Here is a 16288-nt window from a genome sequence, read left to right on the forward strand (position 1 = left end):
GCGCTGAACGGGCATCCATGCCCTACATCGCTTTGTTCATCATCCATGATGAACATACGTGAATATTACCTTTCATTTCGGCACTTGATTCAAGCAGGCTTGGCGCGTGTTGGTAGGTTAGGGGGAAACCAGTTTGTTTTAGGTGTTTTTTTGAACGATTAAATGGTGTGAAGTGAATAATCATTACATTGTCGCGGTGGCGACAACACCCAAAGGGATACTGCCTCCGGCATCCCTCTGGACTCCCTCGGAGCTGCTAATCAAGTGTCATCCTCCATTCAAGGTAATATCTTCGACGTAACAGCGCTGAACGGGCATCCATGCCCTACATCGCTTTGTTCATCATCCATGATGAACATACGTGAATATTACCTTTCATTACGGCACTTGATTAAAGCAGACTTGGTGTTTTTTGGTAGAGTAGGGATCACAATATTGGTTTTGTATTTTTGGATGTTCAAAAAGGCTATGTGCTTTATATCGACTTGCTATGCCAAGTACTTAAATACCCATCTCAGTGAATGAATAGTTATTTTGAAAAGTGTCAGTCAAGCTGAGCCATGACGTTACATGGGTGCTGTCGTCACCGCGACGCGATCAGTGAACTAAACGCCAAGCAATAATTAAGCATAATCCACCATGATGAACATACGTGAATATTACCTTTCATTTCGGCACTTGATTCAAGCAGACTTGGTGTTTTTTGGTAGAGTAGGGATCACAATATTGGTTTTGTATTTTTGAATGATCAAAAGACTCAAGTTAGCTAGTGTGTAAGTAAATTAGCCAAGTGCCTCAATACCCATCTCAGCAACGAAAATTGAATTTAGATAAACACAAAGTCGATCGCAGCCATGGATGGCGTAAACTGCCGTGTGAAGGGATGATTTTCGGCAGGAATAGGCTTTGTAGCTAAATTGGATTGTAGTGTTCTGCTGAGTTGGGCGCCGCAGGGGTTCCAAGGGGAGGCGCGGCGGTACGTCGCCCCTTGGGTGTTGTCGCCACCGCGACGCCAAACAGAAAAGTAAACTCCAAGCACTAATTAAATGTTCATCATACTCAAAGTAATATGTTCATTTCAGCACTTGATTCAAGCAGACTTAGAGTGTGTTGATAGGGTAGGTAATTGCTGTGTATTGGCATTCGAAGTCGTCATTCCCGAAGTGTCTGATCGGGAATCTCGTTCTTAGACAATGAATCCTCGATTAAGTAACTATGAGGATGACGATCGATAAATGGAAGTCGATTAAAATTACATTCAACGCCGTCATTTCGTAAGTCGCAGTTATCTAATATGTAAGTAAAATTAGACTTCTAATCCAAAGGGATCATCGATAGAGTGCGATGGTGTGGTAAACCATACCGGGCCTTGTTCATCCATGTAAAAATGATCTTCTAAACGAATACCAAATTTATCGGGTATAACTAACATCGGCTCATTACTAAATACCATACCTGTTTGTAGCTTAGTTTCAGTCCCTTTAACTAAATATGGCCATTCATGAATATCAAGACCACAGCCATGACCGGTTCGGTGTGGTAAGCCTGGTAATTGATAATCGGGTCCATAACCGTGTTTTTCTAATACGGCACGTGCGCCATCATCAACATTACCACATGGTGCATTGAGTTTAGCTTCATTGAAGGCATTAATTTGGGCTTCTTTTTCAACTTGCCAAGCGTTACGTTGCTCAGGTGTTGCTTCACCGTAAGCATAAGTTCTTGTAATATCCGAGTTATAGCCTTGTACTAAACAGCCAGTATCAATTAATACCCAATCGTTCTCTTTTAAGATTTGTGGTTCTTTTACACCATGTGGGAATGATGTCGCTAAGCCAAAAAGCACAATACAAAACGATGAACCGCTTGCACCAACCCGTTTATGAGCTTCATTAATAAATTCTGTAACTTCAACAGTACTGATGCCGGGGGTTAATATACGTGCAGCGGCCTTATGTACAGCAATTGTCATGTCTTTAGCGCGTTGCATTAAAGCTATTTCAGCGCTCGATTTTATTTGTCGGCACAGGGCGGTAATATCTGATGCGTTGGTATAGTTAATATGCGGAGCAGCTTTTCGAAAACCATCAAAAACAAAAAAAGGTGCCGATTCATCTATTGCGACATTACCTGAACGGATGTTCATGCCTATTAATGTTTGGGCAAATAAAGCATATGGGCTTTCATGTTCATGCCAACCATTAAATTGACCTTGTATGATCATATGATCGAGCAAAGAGCCTTGTTCAAAGTGTGGTGCTATAAACGTTAATTCGCCTTTTGCAGGCAAAATAGCGCCAACTAAGCGTTCACTTTTATACCATTTTAAGCCTGTAAAATAGGTTAAGTTTGTGCCAGCATCTAAGTACATAGCATCAATGTTTTGTTCGAGCATATAGGTTTGTGCTTGTGAAATACGTTCGTTAAATTCACGCTCAGTAATAGCAACGATATCTGCTGTCATATCTGTTAATTTATTCAGTTCTATTTCTGGGGTAGAGCCGCCAACGCCAATGGTCATAGTGAAGTCCTCATTGTATACAATCATTAATAAGATCAGAGTAACATTAACCTTTCTTTGGATCTTCTTTTAAATTACAAGGATGTGGCATGGTAATGAAGGAGCTTAAAGCTGGTGGGGGTTGTAAATTCTTACTGAGTGGGGAAATCGTAATTAATTTGCTGTAATTTTTAGGCAAAAAAAAGCCACGTAATATAACGTGGCTAAAGCAACTTTTTTGTCGGGGAATAAAAAAAGTCTAAAAATTATTTAACTATGTGTTCTTGTATTCTTTTACAAACTTACTAATGCTTTTGCCATTACAGGTAACGTCTTTAACATTGAAGTCTACTGTGTTTTTAACAGAATCGATGCCTGATCTTACTGCTTGAGCACAAACTTTTGATGCTGAATTATCATTAGCAGGTATAACTAAAAACTGTGTAGTTACGTCGTCATTTATTTTCTTTGGCTCAACGTTATAGTTTTTAGAGAATGATTTTATGCTTTGACCATTACATATAATGTCATAATTTAATTTTTTGTGTGATTTTCTTAATGCTGATTTCCAGCCGTATTTTGCTGCTGATAAACATAAATTAGTTTCTGTTGAGTTATCAGTTGTTACAAATTTCACATTTGTATTTGACGCTGTTGCTGTTGTTGCAGTTAATACTAACGCTAATGCTATCAATAATTTTTTCATGTAGACCTCTGTATCACGTAAGAAAATAATTTAAATGAGTGTCACCTCAAGAACTAGAGTAATTATACTAATAATTTATCGAATGTAAATACATTTTTGTAATTAAATTACAAAAAAGAAATAAAAATACGTTAAATATGACCGTTATTTTCAATTTGTTGCATTTTTATGTCAGCTTTGTTGTTTTTTTATTACATTATTAGGTTTGTTTTTTACTTTTTATTTTGTGGTGATAGGTTTTAGTAATCGTTTTTGTAGCCGAGTTTTTTTGATGATGATTTATTTCACGATGATGAGGGATATACAATTTATGTATGTAGCACGCATTGCTTATACCAGTCTCATTAATTAGGTGAACAATTTTATACGTAGAAAAAATTGCCAAATAGAAGGGATTTATTTTAATAACTAGTTGTTAAAATTATTAAATAACGATGTAGTTGATGATTTTAACAAGTAGCAATGATCGCATAGTTAGTGAGATTGGTATTAATATGGCACTATTGATAGGAAAGAGCTGTTTACCTAAAGCTGTATATCAAATGTAGCATGACGATTAGATCTTAAGTTATGATTTATAGGTTACTGATAATTTTATAAGCAACCTATAGTATATTCTTGGGGGAATAAAGGGATAATAGCCAATATTATGGAGATGTTTTTATGAGTAAACGCTATGTTCACACTCATATAGTGACGGCATTTGTTAAGTAGGATGGTCTATATTTACTGGATTAGTCAGCTTGTTGTATATTTTCTTGCATACCTATACTTTCTTTAAAAACTTGTTCTCTCATCTCGGTCAGCTTGTCTAGGGCTTCTTGTTTTACTTCTGGGCTCAAACTGTCATCATTAGCTACTTGCTCCATCATAACTTCTATTTCTTCTAATTTTTCACTATCAATCCCTAATCGTTTATCTAATATTTTTTGCATTATCTCTGCAAAGCGAGTGTCAGGTATTTGCTGATCACTAGTCGTCGTATTACCTATAGTGTTTTGCTCGTCATTGCTTGCAAGTAATGTTCTTGCCGTTACTGGACGAATATAAGTGGGTGCTTCCTCGGTATATGTTTTACCGTTCATCATCGCTAGAGCTTTGTCTGAAAGTGTGACTGTATCTTTTTCACTGGGAATTGCTTCTACGGCGGTTATAGGTTTATTAAAATTTACCTGTGACTCATTATTAGCTTTTGCATTTGAGATTGCTTGAGCATAATTTTGAAAAATCATCATAATGAATATCCATTGCTTCGTTATTGTGGTGCTATTATTTTTTACTATTTAACGTTAGAGCAATATATGAGCCATTATGACGAGGTTAGTAATAATAACTGCGAGGAAAGCATTTATTAAGTCTAGTTCAAGCTACATAGTGCTTTCTTTTTTATTATAAATAATAAGTAGGCTGTTTGATGAAGGAATGGTTTAGAAGAAAAAGAGATAAATAAACAATTTTTGCCGCCAAATCGGCAGTTTATTTCCCATGAAAGAACATCATGGTTGAGCATCTTAATAAACTCAGCTAATGAGTTGGCTAGCATGACTCAACCATCACTTTGTTTTGAATAGATTACAATATAAACCTATCAATATTATGGTTCTGTTAATTACTGCGCTGTAGATAAATGTTTATTAAAGAAAGTGATTGTTCTTTCCCAAGCCAAGTCAGCGCTTTTTTGTAGGTAACGACTGGTTGAATCATTATGAAAGCCATGGTTGGCGTTTTTGTACATGTGCATTACATAATCAATGTTACTTGCTTTTAAGTCTTGCTCGTATTCATCCCACGTGGCATTGACACGTTTATCCAGCTCGGCGAGTTGAATCATTAACGGTGCTGTAATGTTTTTTCGCAACTCTTTAGCCGCAGGGGTGCCATAAAAAGGTACGCCGGCGTTGATTACATCAGGTGCTCTTGCAGCAAGCATGTTAATAATATAACCACCAAAACAAAAGCCTACACCGCCAAGTTTACCATTAGATAGTTGATGGTTTTTAAGGTATTTAGCGGAGGCAATAAAATCTTGTTCAACTTTTGCACGATCTAACGTACGTTGCATTGTTCTCCCTTCATCATCATTACCTGGATAACCGCCCAATGTATGTAATATATCGGGGGCAAATGCTATAAAACCTGCTTTAGCAACACGTCGAGCTACATCTTTAATATAAGGATTTAACCCTCTATTTTCGTGTACTACCAAAACAGCGGGGGCGGTGCCTGATAAATTAGCTGGTTTTACAAAGTAGCCTTGAACGCTACCAAGCCCTAAAGGTGATTCAAATGTTTCATAGCTTGCCGTGATGTCTTTATCATTAAATGAAACTTGTTCGGCTTGTGCATAGTTTGGTAATAATGCCGAAGCGAGTATGTTAGTACTCATGCCAACAACAGCTAAGCCGGCAAGGCGCTTCATAAATGTTCTTCTATCAATAATGCCATGAGCATATTCGTCATACCAATCAAATGCTTCTTGTGGAATAGTGGCGTTTTCTTTGTTGTTATCGTTGTTGGTAGTCATAAATAAACTCTTATAGTGTTATGTCAGCGGTACATTGATATTGTGAATCTACATTATTGTCAACTTGTTAACTAAAGTAAAGTAAGTGCTAAATCAGTTGTTTTTTGAGTTTATTAAAATAAACTAATGGCTATCATTTTACTTTAATTTTTTTGTAAACAAATTGTCATATTAGCTATTTATATTGCAATAAACATTAACTTTACGAGTATTTATTATGCAAGATGAACAATGGCAAGAATTAGATTTTAGTGACTTTGAAGAAGAGACTGAATTTGAAAAAAAGAAAAGTAAGAAACAAAATAAACGTAAATGGCGCGAAATAGAAGCTTATAAAGATGAGCGACGTGAAAAAAGAGAGCTAGATTTTGGTGATAATTATTATTCATTTTAATTATTGAAATATAAGTAATTAACGTTAAAAACTAAATCATTAATTAACCTATTAAGGCTGATATAGTGATAGTTTTGCAAATAATAGTAATCACAAATAATGTTTAAAAAAAGAAGAGCACTGAAATGCTCTTCTTTTTAAATTGGACTCAATTCTGCTCTGTATCTTATTCTTAATATAAGCTCAAATTGACAACATATTAATCTTCCACCAGTTTATCGACTAACCATTGATCCTTATTTTTAATCAATAGAATTTTTTTATAGTCTTTATAGCTATTGCCATCACGTTTACCGGTGAACTGTATCATCATAGTTACCTGAATATTGTAATTATCAAGTATTTGCTTTTTCTTGGCTGAGGTATGTAATGAAACAGAGTCAAAGCTCATGTTGAATAAACGACGCGCAACATTGCTGGCGGTGTGGTATTTTTCTATTTCTTTTTTAAAATCGGCAGAGCTTAAAGCGATAGCTTTATCGATGTCTTTTTCATTATAAATGGCATTAAAAAAAGAAGTGGCGACTTGCTTCTCGGACATTTTGGGTTCTTTATTTGCATTACAACCTGATAGAAGGCTTGTTAACATAATAATTAAGAGTAACGATGTGCCTTTAAGTTTGTCCATTATTTTTACGTATCCAATATAATTAATATAAAAAGTATAGGTAACTAATATTAAGATACGATGAATTGCCTTTCATTTCAATACAGACCGTTTCAGGGAATGTGTAAAGTGTATTTTAAATTAGCGATTGTATTTTACTTTGAAGTTTAGGAATAACCTCATCTTCAAACCAGCTATTTTTCTTTAACCAAATATTATTTCGAGGACTAGGGTGTGGGAGCACAATTTGTTTTGAGTTTAATAGCGTTTGCCATTGCTGTGCTAGCTGTGTAATAGGGGCTTTGGTATGCAAATGCCATGCGATAGCATATTTCCCTAATATTATTGTTAATTCTACTTTTGTTAGCTTTGCTAACAGTGCATTACGCCATGTATCTGCACAAAGGGGCAACGGTGGCAGATCGCCAGACTTACCTTTACCGGGATAACAAAAACTCATCGGCAAAATAGCGAATAGTTCGTCATTATAAAACTGGGATTTACTTACACCTAGCCAAGCTCTTAATCTATCACCACTTTTATCATTAAAAGGTATGGATGTCTGATGAGCTTTTATTCCTGGCGCTTGGCCTAAAATAAGAATTTTACTTTGCTCGTTTGCTTGAAATACAGGATTGGGCTCACAGGGTAAAATATTTTCACATAATTGACATTGTTTAATTTTTGCTATCAGTGTCTTCATCTAAATGTACACTTAGGTGGCTGCTCTGTTTAGGTATTTTTTTATAAAGAGTGCCGGGCTTTCATTAAATAGAGAAATACAAGTAACACAAATACATGCTTTACGTTGTAATGGTGTTGGCACTAAAGCAATTAATTCAGCAGGGACAGGAGTGTTGTTGCACCAACAAGATTTTATATCATTAACCATACAAGTATTATTTCCCTGACAAAAAGGACAAGATTCAGGTGGAATTATTATTTGCATAGACTATATCTTTAGTAAGGATATTCTTTGTGTCGTGAGTGTACAAAGTTTTCTGAGTGAATTGAAGCATCTTTCATTGATAGGTGTTATTAAATTAAGGCTATTAACAATGATACTTCTTTTTAAAAAGCATTTACTAAGTAAATGATGTCGGCTGAGTGAAAGAAGAGTTGCTCATTGAATCAGCCGAAACACCTATTTTTTGTTTTATTAACACCCCGTAGCACCGTAAGTTAATGTTTAAGCTACTAGGCTATTGTTAGTTGTCGATTGATTCTCTAATTTGTTCCATTGTAGCGTGCCGAACATCTTTGCCTTCAACTAAATAAACAATATATTCACATAGATTAGTAGTGTGATCGCCAATACGCTCTAGTGCTCTAGCGCACCAAGTAACTCTGAGTGCATTTTTTATTTCTCGTGGGTTTTCCATCATTTTAGTGACTAATAAGCGTGAAATGTTATCAAATTCTTCATCGACGATATTATCATTTTTTATGATGTCTAAGGCTGCGGCGACATCCATTTGTGCGTAAGCAGTTAGTGCCTTGTTTAACGTATCACTAACATGTTTTCCTAAGTGTTTTAACTCAACAAGCGGTCTTGAACTTTCTTGTTCTGCAAAATTACCTTTTGCTAACTTAATGGCATTTTTACCAAATTTTACTGCTTCATCGCCCATACGTTCGAGATCAGTAATACTTTTGATGACACTGACAAGTAAGCGTAAGTCACTTGCTGCTGGTTGTCGACGAGCTAAAATTTGAGTGCAATATTCATCAATTTCTAGCTCCATGGTATTCACTTTTTTATCACGTTTTATTACTTTTTCTGCGAGTTTTTCATCAGCATTTAATACAGCACTTAATCCGTCGTTTACTTGTTGTTCAACTAAGGCTCCCATGTCCATAACTAAGCTTCTTACTTGCTCTAGTTCTTGATTAAAACGACGTGAAATGTGCTTGTCTAAATTTAATTTTGTCGTAAAACCACTTGGTGTATTGGTATTGTCTTGTGTTGTCATTTTATTCTCCCATTAACCGAAGCGGCCAGTAATATAGTTTTCAGTTAGTTTATGCTCAGGGCGTGTGAAAATATCTTCAGTTTTTCCCATTTCAACTAACTTACCCATATGAAAGTAAGCGGTGTGCTGTGAAACACGAGCTGCTTGCTGCATTGAATGGGTTACAATGGCGATAGTGTACTTTTCTTTAAGCTCATCGATTAATTCTTCAATAATGGCGGTAGCAATTGGATCAAGTGCTGATGCTGGTTCGTCCATCAAAATGACTTCTGGGCTCACGGCGATAGTTCTAGCGATACACAAGCGTTGTTGTTGACCACCAGATAAGCCAGTACCAGGCTCTTTTAATCGATCTTTAACTTCATTAAACAAACCGGCTTTTTGTAAACTTGTTTCAACAATCTCGTCTAATTCTGTTTTATTATTGGTAAGTCCGTGAATGCGGGCGCCATAAGCAACATTGTCGTAAATAGATTTTGGGAAAGGGTTTGGTTTTTGAAAAACCATACCCACACGAGCTCGTAATAAGACAGGATCTAAATCTTTCGCATAAATGTCATCATTATCTAACATTAATTGTCCTGTGACTCGGCAAATATCAATGGTGTCATTCATACGATTTAAACAGCGTAAAAAAGTAGACTTACCACAACCTGAAGGCCCAATAAGTGCTGTAACTTGATGTTGCGCTAAATCTAAACTGATATTGTGTATCGCTTGTTTTTCACCATAATAAACATCGGCATTGCGAATTGACATTTTTGCATTATCGGCATAAATATTCCCAACAGTTTCTGTTAGCGCTAATTCTGATAAGTCATTTTCTTTTATATTCAAATTATTCATTTGTTTCTTCTTAAACGGTTTCTTTTAAAAAAATCATTTTTTTTCAAACTTAGAGCGCAATACTGTTGCAGTGATATTAATCACTAATAGTAGTGTGAGTAACACTAAAATTGCCGCGGAGGTTTTTGCTAAAAATGCTCTTTCAGGGCTGTCGGCCCATAAAAATATTTGTACAGGTAATACTGTGGCAGAATCGAGAATACTTGTTGGAACATCAACAATAAAAGCAACCATGCCAATCATCAGCAATGGTGCTGTTTCTCCTAAGGCTTGTGCAATACCAATAATGCCACCTGTGATTATGCCTGGCATCGCTTGTGGTAATACATGGGAGAAGGTAACTTGCATTTTTGAAGCGCCTAATCCTAATGCTGCTTCTCTTAAAGATGGTGGCACAGCCTTTATTGCAGCACGACTGGCGATAATAATGGTTGGTAATGTCATTAAGGTTAATACTATGCCACCAACTAATGGGGCAGAGCGTGGTAGTTCAAACATATTAATAATGACGGCTAAGCCGAGTAAGCCGAAAACAATTGATGGTACTGCAGCTAAGTTATTAATGTTTATCTCAATGATATCCGTCCAGCGATTTTTAGGTGCGAACTCTTCAAGGTATATTGCACCTGCAACGCCTAATGGAAATGAAAGTAACAAGGTGACAAACATCGTTAATAATGTTCCTGTTAATGCACCCTTAATACCTGCAAGTTCAGGTTCACGTGAGTCACTAGCAGTGAAAAAACTAAGATTAAAGCGACTATCAATACGTTGTTCAGTACTTAATTTTGCAATCCACTCTGCTTGTTTTTTCGATACTCGAAGGCCTGCTTCGCCTAGCGGAAAATCTTCTTTTAGATAGCTATCTACGTCATCATCAAGTTTCACCCACAGTTCAATTTTTTTATTGATGTAGTTAGGCTTTGCAATTAATTTATCTTTAATCGTGAATTCAGCATTGGTTGAAAATAGCTTGGTCAGCTGGCGTTTATCTTGGCGCGTTAGCTTTTTTTCTGCTCCTGTTGAGAACATTTGATAGATAGAGTTTCTCAATACTTTTCGATAATTTGCGGTCTGCATTTGATTTGTTAGCTGTGTTGCTGCGGCTGTATCATCGATATTCAACCAAGCGCTTTTATAATCAACATCAATTTTTACCCAGTGTTGATGAAATGCAGGTATAGCTTTTGCTGTAATATCTGTGATTAAAGTTAGTACCAACATAAAACCAAAAAGTACGGCAAGTAAACCTACTATTTTGAAACGTTTTTCTTTTCTATGACGTTTTTTTAAGCTTTTTGTTACTTTCTCTGTAATAGTTACGGTGCTTTTCTGCTGAATTGAATCGTTCATTTGTGTATTATCCGTCGAGCTTTTTATTGAATTAGTCATATTGCTCTCTATATTTTCTAACAACTTTCAGTGCTAAAATATTTAACCCAAGTGTCGTGATAAACAACATTAAGCCAAGCGCGAAAGCAGCCAATGTTTTTGGACTATCAAACTCTTGATCGCCTGTTAGCAAGGTAACGATTTGTACTGTGACTGTAGTAACTGAGTCGAGTGGGTTTGCTGTTAGGTTTGCGGCCATTCCTGCGGCCATAACAACAATCATGGTTTCGCCTATTGCACGAGAAATTGCTAACAATATTGCACCCACAATCCCTGGTAGGGCTGCTGGCAATAGTACTTTAATAACGGTTTCGCTTTTGGTTGCCCCCATGCCTAATGACGCTTCTTTTAATGATTCAGGTACAGCACTTATTGCATCTTCTGACAAGGATGAGACAAAAGGAATAATCATGGTTCCCATTACTAATCCAGCAGCTAAAGCGCTTTCAGATGCTACGCTTAATCCAAAGGATTCTCCCAAGTTTCTGATCACAGGAGCAACGGTTAAGGCGGCAAAAAAACCATAAACGACAGTTGGTATACCAGCTAATACTTCTAGCATAGGTTTAGCAACACGGCGTAGTTTAGTATTAGCGTATTGAGATAAGTAAATGGCAATCATTAACCCTACTGGTACAGCTAATAACATGGCAATAAAGGTGATTAGTAGGGTTCCTGCAAAAAGAGGTACTGCGCCAAAACTACCTGACCCACCTATTTGATCAACCCGCATGGCCGTTTGTGGACTCCACTGAGTACCAAACATAAATTCAGTCGGTGGCACACTTCTGAAAAATTGAATAGATTCAAATAGCACGGAAATAACGATGCCAAGCGTTGTTAAAATTGCAATGCCTGATGATGCAACTAGTAACGTACGTATGATTGCTTCAGCTTTTTGGCGAGCTTTAAACGTAATACTAAATTGTCTAACGAGCACGATAACGCTAGTAATCGCGACAACGAGTACTAAGCTGGTTTTTAACCAAGTTACTTGTTGGTGTAACTCTTTTAATGTTAATGCCGCTTTGAGCTGTTCAAGTGTCGCTAAATTAGCATTATTCAGGCTCTGATTTTCTATACTCTTGATTAAGTTTGTTATTGTTTCTGATGAAGCTATTGAGCGAATATTATTGAGGTAAAGGCCAAGATCAATAGTTGAAAGGGCTTGAATATTGGCAGGCAATGTCGTTGCAAGAATCTGCTCAATAATGGTGTTTTCAACGCTGTTAAAGATTAACAATGTGATCAACGCCGGTAAACCACAAACCATTGCCGTTAATAAGCCAAATTGCTGTGGTAAGCAGGTTAGATTTTTTTTATGCTCTGCGCCACCAGCAACTTTTAATGAGCGCTTTACTCCAAACCAGTAACTGAAAAATGTTAAGCAAAGTAAGGTAATAAAAAGTAAAGATGAATTCATATATCAAGGCCAATTTTTCAATTAAAAAAACAATACATATATTGCTGATAAAGTTTAGGCGAGAAGTGCTTTCTCGCCTATAAGCGTGGTGATGATTATTAGTGATTGAGTTTAGTTAAGGTTATTTAGTTGTAACTGTTCAGTTAACATTTCTTAGTTAATACTACTCAGTTAATACTAAAGGGGTTAGTGATAAGACGTTTTTACGAATGCTCGTTAATTTTTCTTCACCTAATGGAATTAACCCTTTATCAGTTAAATAGCCTTCTTCACCCATTGCAGTTTCACTGGTATATTCGGTTAAAAACTCTAAAATACCGGGAACTTTACCCACATGAGCATTTTTCACATAGAAATATAATGGACGAGAAACGGCGTATGAACCGTCTGATATTGCTTCGAACGAAGGTCCTTGGCCATTAATTACTGCGCCTTGTAATGTATCGCTATTTTGGTCTAAAAAGCTAAAACCAAAAATACCAAAAGCTTTAGGGTTAGCGGTTAGTTTCTGTACTATTAAGTTGTCATTTTCGCCAGCTTCAATGTAAGTATGATCTTCACGTACGCTATGACAAATTTCTTTATATTTAGATTTGTCTTGCTTTTTCATTGCTTTAATCCAACTAAACTGATTACAGCCGCCTTCTAAAACTAATTCAGCGAAGGCATCACGTGTTCCCGATGTTGGTGGAGGGCCTAACACTTCAATTTTGTTTGCTGGTAGCGCAGGATTAATGTCACTCCATAACTTATATGGGTTAGTGACAAGCTTTTCGCTACCATCTTTTGCCGGTACTTCTTTAGCGAGTGCTAGAAAAATTTCTTTCAGGGATATGTTCATTAACTTAGCGGTATTTGAATTAGCAACCACAATACCGTCATAACCAATCAGTACTTCAGTGATACTTGTTACACCGTTTTTAGTACACATATCAAATTCACTTTTTTGCATACGACGCGAAGCATTTGATAAGTCAGGCGTGTTAATAGCATTACTAGAGCAGAATAATTTCATGCCCCCGCCAGTGCCGGTAGATTCAATTTTTGGTGTTTTAAACTCGGTATTTTTACCAAAACGCTCTGCAACTACAGTTGAAAACGGATAAACCGTTGAAGAGCCAACGGCAGTAATGGTATCGCGACTACTGTTTTGTGCATTGGTAATATTGCTTATTAAAGCAGCGGCAGTTAAAGATAAAGTCAATACTGTTTTTGTTAATTTACTCTTCATTATTTTAGTCATTATATTCCCACTTGTTAAATTTTTAGCGTGATAAAGTTGTCTAATAGAGCTTTATTAATATAACCACAGTGTAGAAATTGAATATGACAATTACGTGACGTAAATATTACAGTTATATGAAGGCAAGAATAGTCCGTTAGTTTTTTAAAATTTACGCTGTACTATAGGAAAATTATGTGTAAAAATAACATTACAAAGCACGTAATTAAATCTTTACGATTTTATGTTTTTATTTTTGATTAAGCTGTAAGCCTCTAAAATTACAATTTTATCTTTTCAATATTTTCAGTAAATCTTGTTTTATTTTGTGTATTTCAATTATCGATTATTAATTTTAGGAAAGAACTATGGCAACTTTAACTGCTGATAATAAGGCTCACAAAAGCACTTTAAATGATATTCATGTTAATGAAGAGCATGTATTAATAACACCCGAGCAACTTAGAAATGAGTTACCTTTAAAAGATCCCGGTAGAGCTTTTGTAAAATCAGCTCGTAAAATAATTGCGGATATTACGCATAAACGCGACTCGCGTTTTCTTGTGATCAGTGGCCCATGCTCAGTGCATGATGTTGAAGGTGCTAAAGAATATGCACGTGAGTTAAAGAAGCTTCATGATAAGTATCAAGATTCTTTGTATATTGTTATGCGCGTTTACTTTGAGAAGCCACGTACTACTGTTGGTTGGAAAGGGTTAATTAATGATCCTCATATGGATGGCTCTTTCGATGTAGAATCAGGCCTGAGAAAAGCTCGTGAGTTATTAATTTACTTAACAGAGTTAGGGTTACCTTTAGCTACTGAAGCGCTTGATCCTATTAGTCCACAATATTTAGCCGAACTATTCAGTTGGTCAGCTATTGGTGCGCGTACTACTGAATCACAAACGCATAGGGAAATGGCAAGCGGTTTATCAATGCCTATCGGTTTTAAAAATGGTACCAATGGTAGTTTAGATGTTGCCATTAATGCATTACAGTCTGCGGCTTCTTCACATCGCTTTATGGGAATTAATCCACAAGGGCAGGTGGCGTTAATTAAAACGTCTGGTAATCCAGATGGTCATGTTATTTTACGTGGCGGTAAACAGCCTAATTACGACAGTGTGAATATTAAAGAATGTGAAGACATTCTAGCTAAGCATAATTTAAAATCAGGTATTGTTGTTGATTGTAGTCATGGTAATTCAAATAAAGATTACCGTCGTCAACCACTGGTTGCGACCAATGTTTTCAACCAAATTGTTGAAGGAAATAAATCAATTATTGGTATAATGCTTGAAAGTAATATAAAAGCAGGTAACCAAAGCAGTGACTTAGCTATTGCCGATATGGAATACGGTGTATCGGTTACAGATGCTTGTATTGACTTAGAAACTACTAAGGCCCTATTGGTTGAAGCCGATGCTATGCTTCATGAGGCACTTAAGAAACGTGTTTAAACAACAGTGGGATGCTGAATTTATCATAAATTCAGCATCGGGCTTATTAAACACTTGTTGTTTATTAAATGAGCTGTAAGAGAAACTATGAGTAATTTTGATGACAATCTTAAAGCATTGCGCGATGAGATTGATGACATTGATAGTAAATTAGTAAATCTATTAGTGAAACGCCTTGCGGTTACGACAAAGGTAGGTGAGTTAAAAAGTGCGGAAGGCATGCCTATTTTTGCACCTGATAGAGAAGCTGCATTAATTCAGCAACGCCGAGAACAAGCGGAAAATGCAGGATTAAGCGGCGACTTAATCGAAGATGTTTTACGTCGATTAATGCGTGATTCATATAAAAGTCAAGATGCGAGTGGTTACCAGTGTATTAACCCTGATTGTAATAAAGTGGTTATTGTTGGTGGTAAAGGGCAGTTAGGTCGTGTTTTTGTTGATTTGTTTCAACGTTCCAATTATCAAGTTGCTGTTATTGAACAAGACGATTGGCCGCAAAGTAAAGAAATTTTAGCTGATGCTAGTGTGGTTATTGTTGCTGTGCCTATTCGGTTAACATCAATGGTTATTCATGAGCTAAATAATTTACCCGATGACTGTATTTTAGCTGATTTTACCAGTATCAAAGAAACGCCTTTATTTGAAATGATGAAAGCGCATCAAGGACCTGTTGTTGGCTTGCATCCTATGTTTGGTCCAGATGTAACGGGACTAATTAAGCAAACTATTATTGTTTGTGATGGCCGCGATAAAGCTAAGTATGAATGGCTGTTACAACAATTTAGAGTGTGGGGAGCTAAAACCTATCAAGTGTCAGCGCATGAGCATGATCAAGCTATGTCAATGGTACAAGTGATGCGCCATTTTTCTACGATAGCTTATGGTTACCATTTAATGTCGGAAGGGGCTGATATTGAGAATTTAGTTAATATGAGCTCTCCTATTTATCGTTTAGAGCTTATTATGGTGGGTCGCCTATTTGCTCAAGATCCTATTTTGTATTCAGATATTATTTTTTCTAATCCTGATAATATTACGATGATGAAACGCTTTGCTTATCGCTTTTTAGAATTATTAGAAGAAGTGGAAGTAGGCGATAAAGAGGCCTTTGTTAGTATGTTTAAACAGGTTTCGCATTGGTTTGGTGATTATGCCGATGACTTTCTAGCTGAAAGTAAGGCAATGTTACTAAAAGCTAATGAACTGAAAAAATATTAGCCTTTAATTATGAAAAA

15 protein-coding genes are annotated in these 16288 nt (G+C 36.3%); 3 read left to right on the forward strand and 12 right to left on the reverse strand.

Features of this window, described 5'->3' with window-relative positions; genetic code table 11:
• Positions 1-1306: 1306 nt before the first annotated feature.
• The 4 genes from Q4503_RS05390 to Q4503_RS05405 form a co-directional block, all read right to left on the reverse strand.
• Complete coding sequence (locus tag Q4503_RS05390) at positions 1307-2521, reverse strand: Xaa-Pro peptidase family protein (RefSeq protein ID WP_215972951.1); 1215 nt, start codon at positions 2519-2521, stop codon at positions 1307-1309.
• Positions 2522-2774: 253 nt separating this feature from the next.
• Positions 2775-3206, reverse strand: a complete 432-nt coding sequence (locus Q4503_RS05395) for a hypothetical protein (RefSeq protein WP_215972950.1) — start codon at positions 3204-3206, stop codon at positions 2775-2777.
• A gap of 734 nt (positions 3207-3940) precedes the next feature.
• Entirely contained in the window at positions 3941-4441 is a 501-nt protein-coding gene (locus tag Q4503_RS05400; protein ID WP_303601616.1) for a hypothetical protein, read from the reverse strand.
• 374 nt (positions 4442-4815) lie between these two features.
• A complete protein-coding gene (locus Q4503_RS05405; protein ID WP_303601617.1) occupies positions 4816-5730 on the reverse strand; it encodes a dienelactone hydrolase family protein in 915 nt (304 codons plus the stop codon).
• A 217-nt stretch (positions 5731-5947) separates the two neighbouring features.
• Here Q4503_RS05405 and Q4503_RS05410 point away from each other — a divergent pair, with 217 nt between their 5' ends.
• Positions 5948-6124 carry a DUF3545 family protein gene (locus tag Q4503_RS05410; RefSeq protein ID WP_215972947.1) on the forward strand — a complete coding sequence of 59 codons (177 nt, stop codon included), beginning with the start codon at positions 5948-5950 and terminating at the stop codon, positions 6122-6124.
• A 199-nt stretch (positions 6125-6323) separates the two neighbouring features.
• On the opposite strand, the gene Q4503_RS05415 is transcribed toward Q4503_RS05410, so the two are convergent.
• The 8 genes from Q4503_RS05415 to Q4503_RS05450 all read right to left on the reverse strand — a co-directional run bounded on the left by Q4503_RS05415 (position 6324) and on the right by Q4503_RS05450 (position 13608).
• The gene (locus Q4503_RS05415) at positions 6324-6752 is read right to left on the reverse strand and encodes a hypothetical protein (RefSeq protein ID WP_215972946.1); all 429 of its coding nucleotides are present in this window, start codon (positions 6750-6752) and stop codon (positions 6324-6326) included.
• A 115-nt stretch (positions 6753-6867) separates the two neighbouring features.
• Positions 6868-7434: a uracil-DNA glycosylase family protein gene (locus Q4503_RS05420; protein WP_303601618.1), complete on the reverse strand. Its 567-nt coding sequence runs from the start codon at positions 7432-7434 to the stop codon at positions 6868-6870.
• 12 nt (positions 7435-7446) lie between these two features.
• Entirely contained in the window at positions 7447-7680 is a 234-nt protein-coding gene (locus Q4503_RS05425; RefSeq protein WP_303601619.1) for a cysteine-rich CWC family protein, read from the reverse strand.
• A gap of 259 nt (positions 7681-7939) precedes the next feature.
• Positions 7940-8704 carry a phosphate signaling complex protein PhoU gene (gene phoU / locus Q4503_RS05430; RefSeq protein WP_303601620.1) on the reverse strand — a complete coding sequence of 255 codons (765 nt, stop codon included), beginning with the start codon at positions 8702-8704 and terminating at the stop codon, positions 7940-7942.
• Positions 8705-8716: 12 nt separating this feature from the next.
• On the reverse strand, positions 8717-9550 hold the full coding sequence (gene pstB / locus Q4503_RS05435) for a phosphate ABC transporter ATP-binding protein PstB (RefSeq protein WP_215972942.1): 834 nt from the start codon (positions 9548-9550) through the stop codon (positions 8717-8719).
• Positions 9551-9583: 33 nt separating this feature from the next.
• A complete protein-coding gene (gene pstA, locus Q4503_RS05440) occupies positions 9584-10942 on the reverse strand; it encodes a phosphate ABC transporter permease PstA (RefSeq protein ID WP_303601621.1) in 1359 nt (452 codons plus the stop codon).
• Positions 10935-12365, reverse strand: a complete 1431-nt coding sequence (pstC, locus tag Q4503_RS05445) for a phosphate ABC transporter permease subunit PstC (protein ID WP_215972940.1) — start codon at positions 12363-12365, stop codon at positions 10935-10937. Before pstC ends, pstA begins: the two co-directional genes overlap by 8 nt.
• 163 nt (positions 12366-12528) lie before the next feature.
• Complete coding sequence (locus Q4503_RS05450) at positions 12529-13608, reverse strand: PstS family phosphate ABC transporter substrate-binding protein (RefSeq protein WP_215972939.1); 1080 nt, start codon at positions 13606-13608, stop codon at positions 12529-12531.
• 347 nt (positions 13609-13955) lie between these two features.
• Between Q4503_RS05450 and Q4503_RS05455 the strand changes: the two genes are divergently transcribed.
• Both Q4503_RS05455 and tyrA read left to right on the forward strand, forming a co-directional pair.
• Positions 13956-15050: a 3-deoxy-7-phosphoheptulonate synthase gene (locus Q4503_RS05455; protein ID WP_215972938.1), complete on the forward strand. Its 1095-nt coding sequence runs from the start codon at positions 13956-13958 to the stop codon at positions 15048-15050.
• A gap of 87 nt (positions 15051-15137) precedes the next feature.
• Positions 15138-16271 carry a bifunctional chorismate mutase/prephenate dehydrogenase gene (gene tyrA, locus Q4503_RS05460; protein WP_215972937.1) on the forward strand — a complete coding sequence of 378 codons (1134 nt, stop codon included), beginning with the start codon at positions 15138-15140 and terminating at the stop codon, positions 16269-16271.
• Positions 16272-16288 lie beyond the last annotated feature (17 nt).

This window comes from Colwellia sp. 6_MG-2023 (genome assembly GCF_030547765.1).
Classification (GTDB): domain Bacteria; phylum Pseudomonadota; class Gammaproteobacteria; order Enterobacterales; family Alteromonadaceae; genus Colwellia.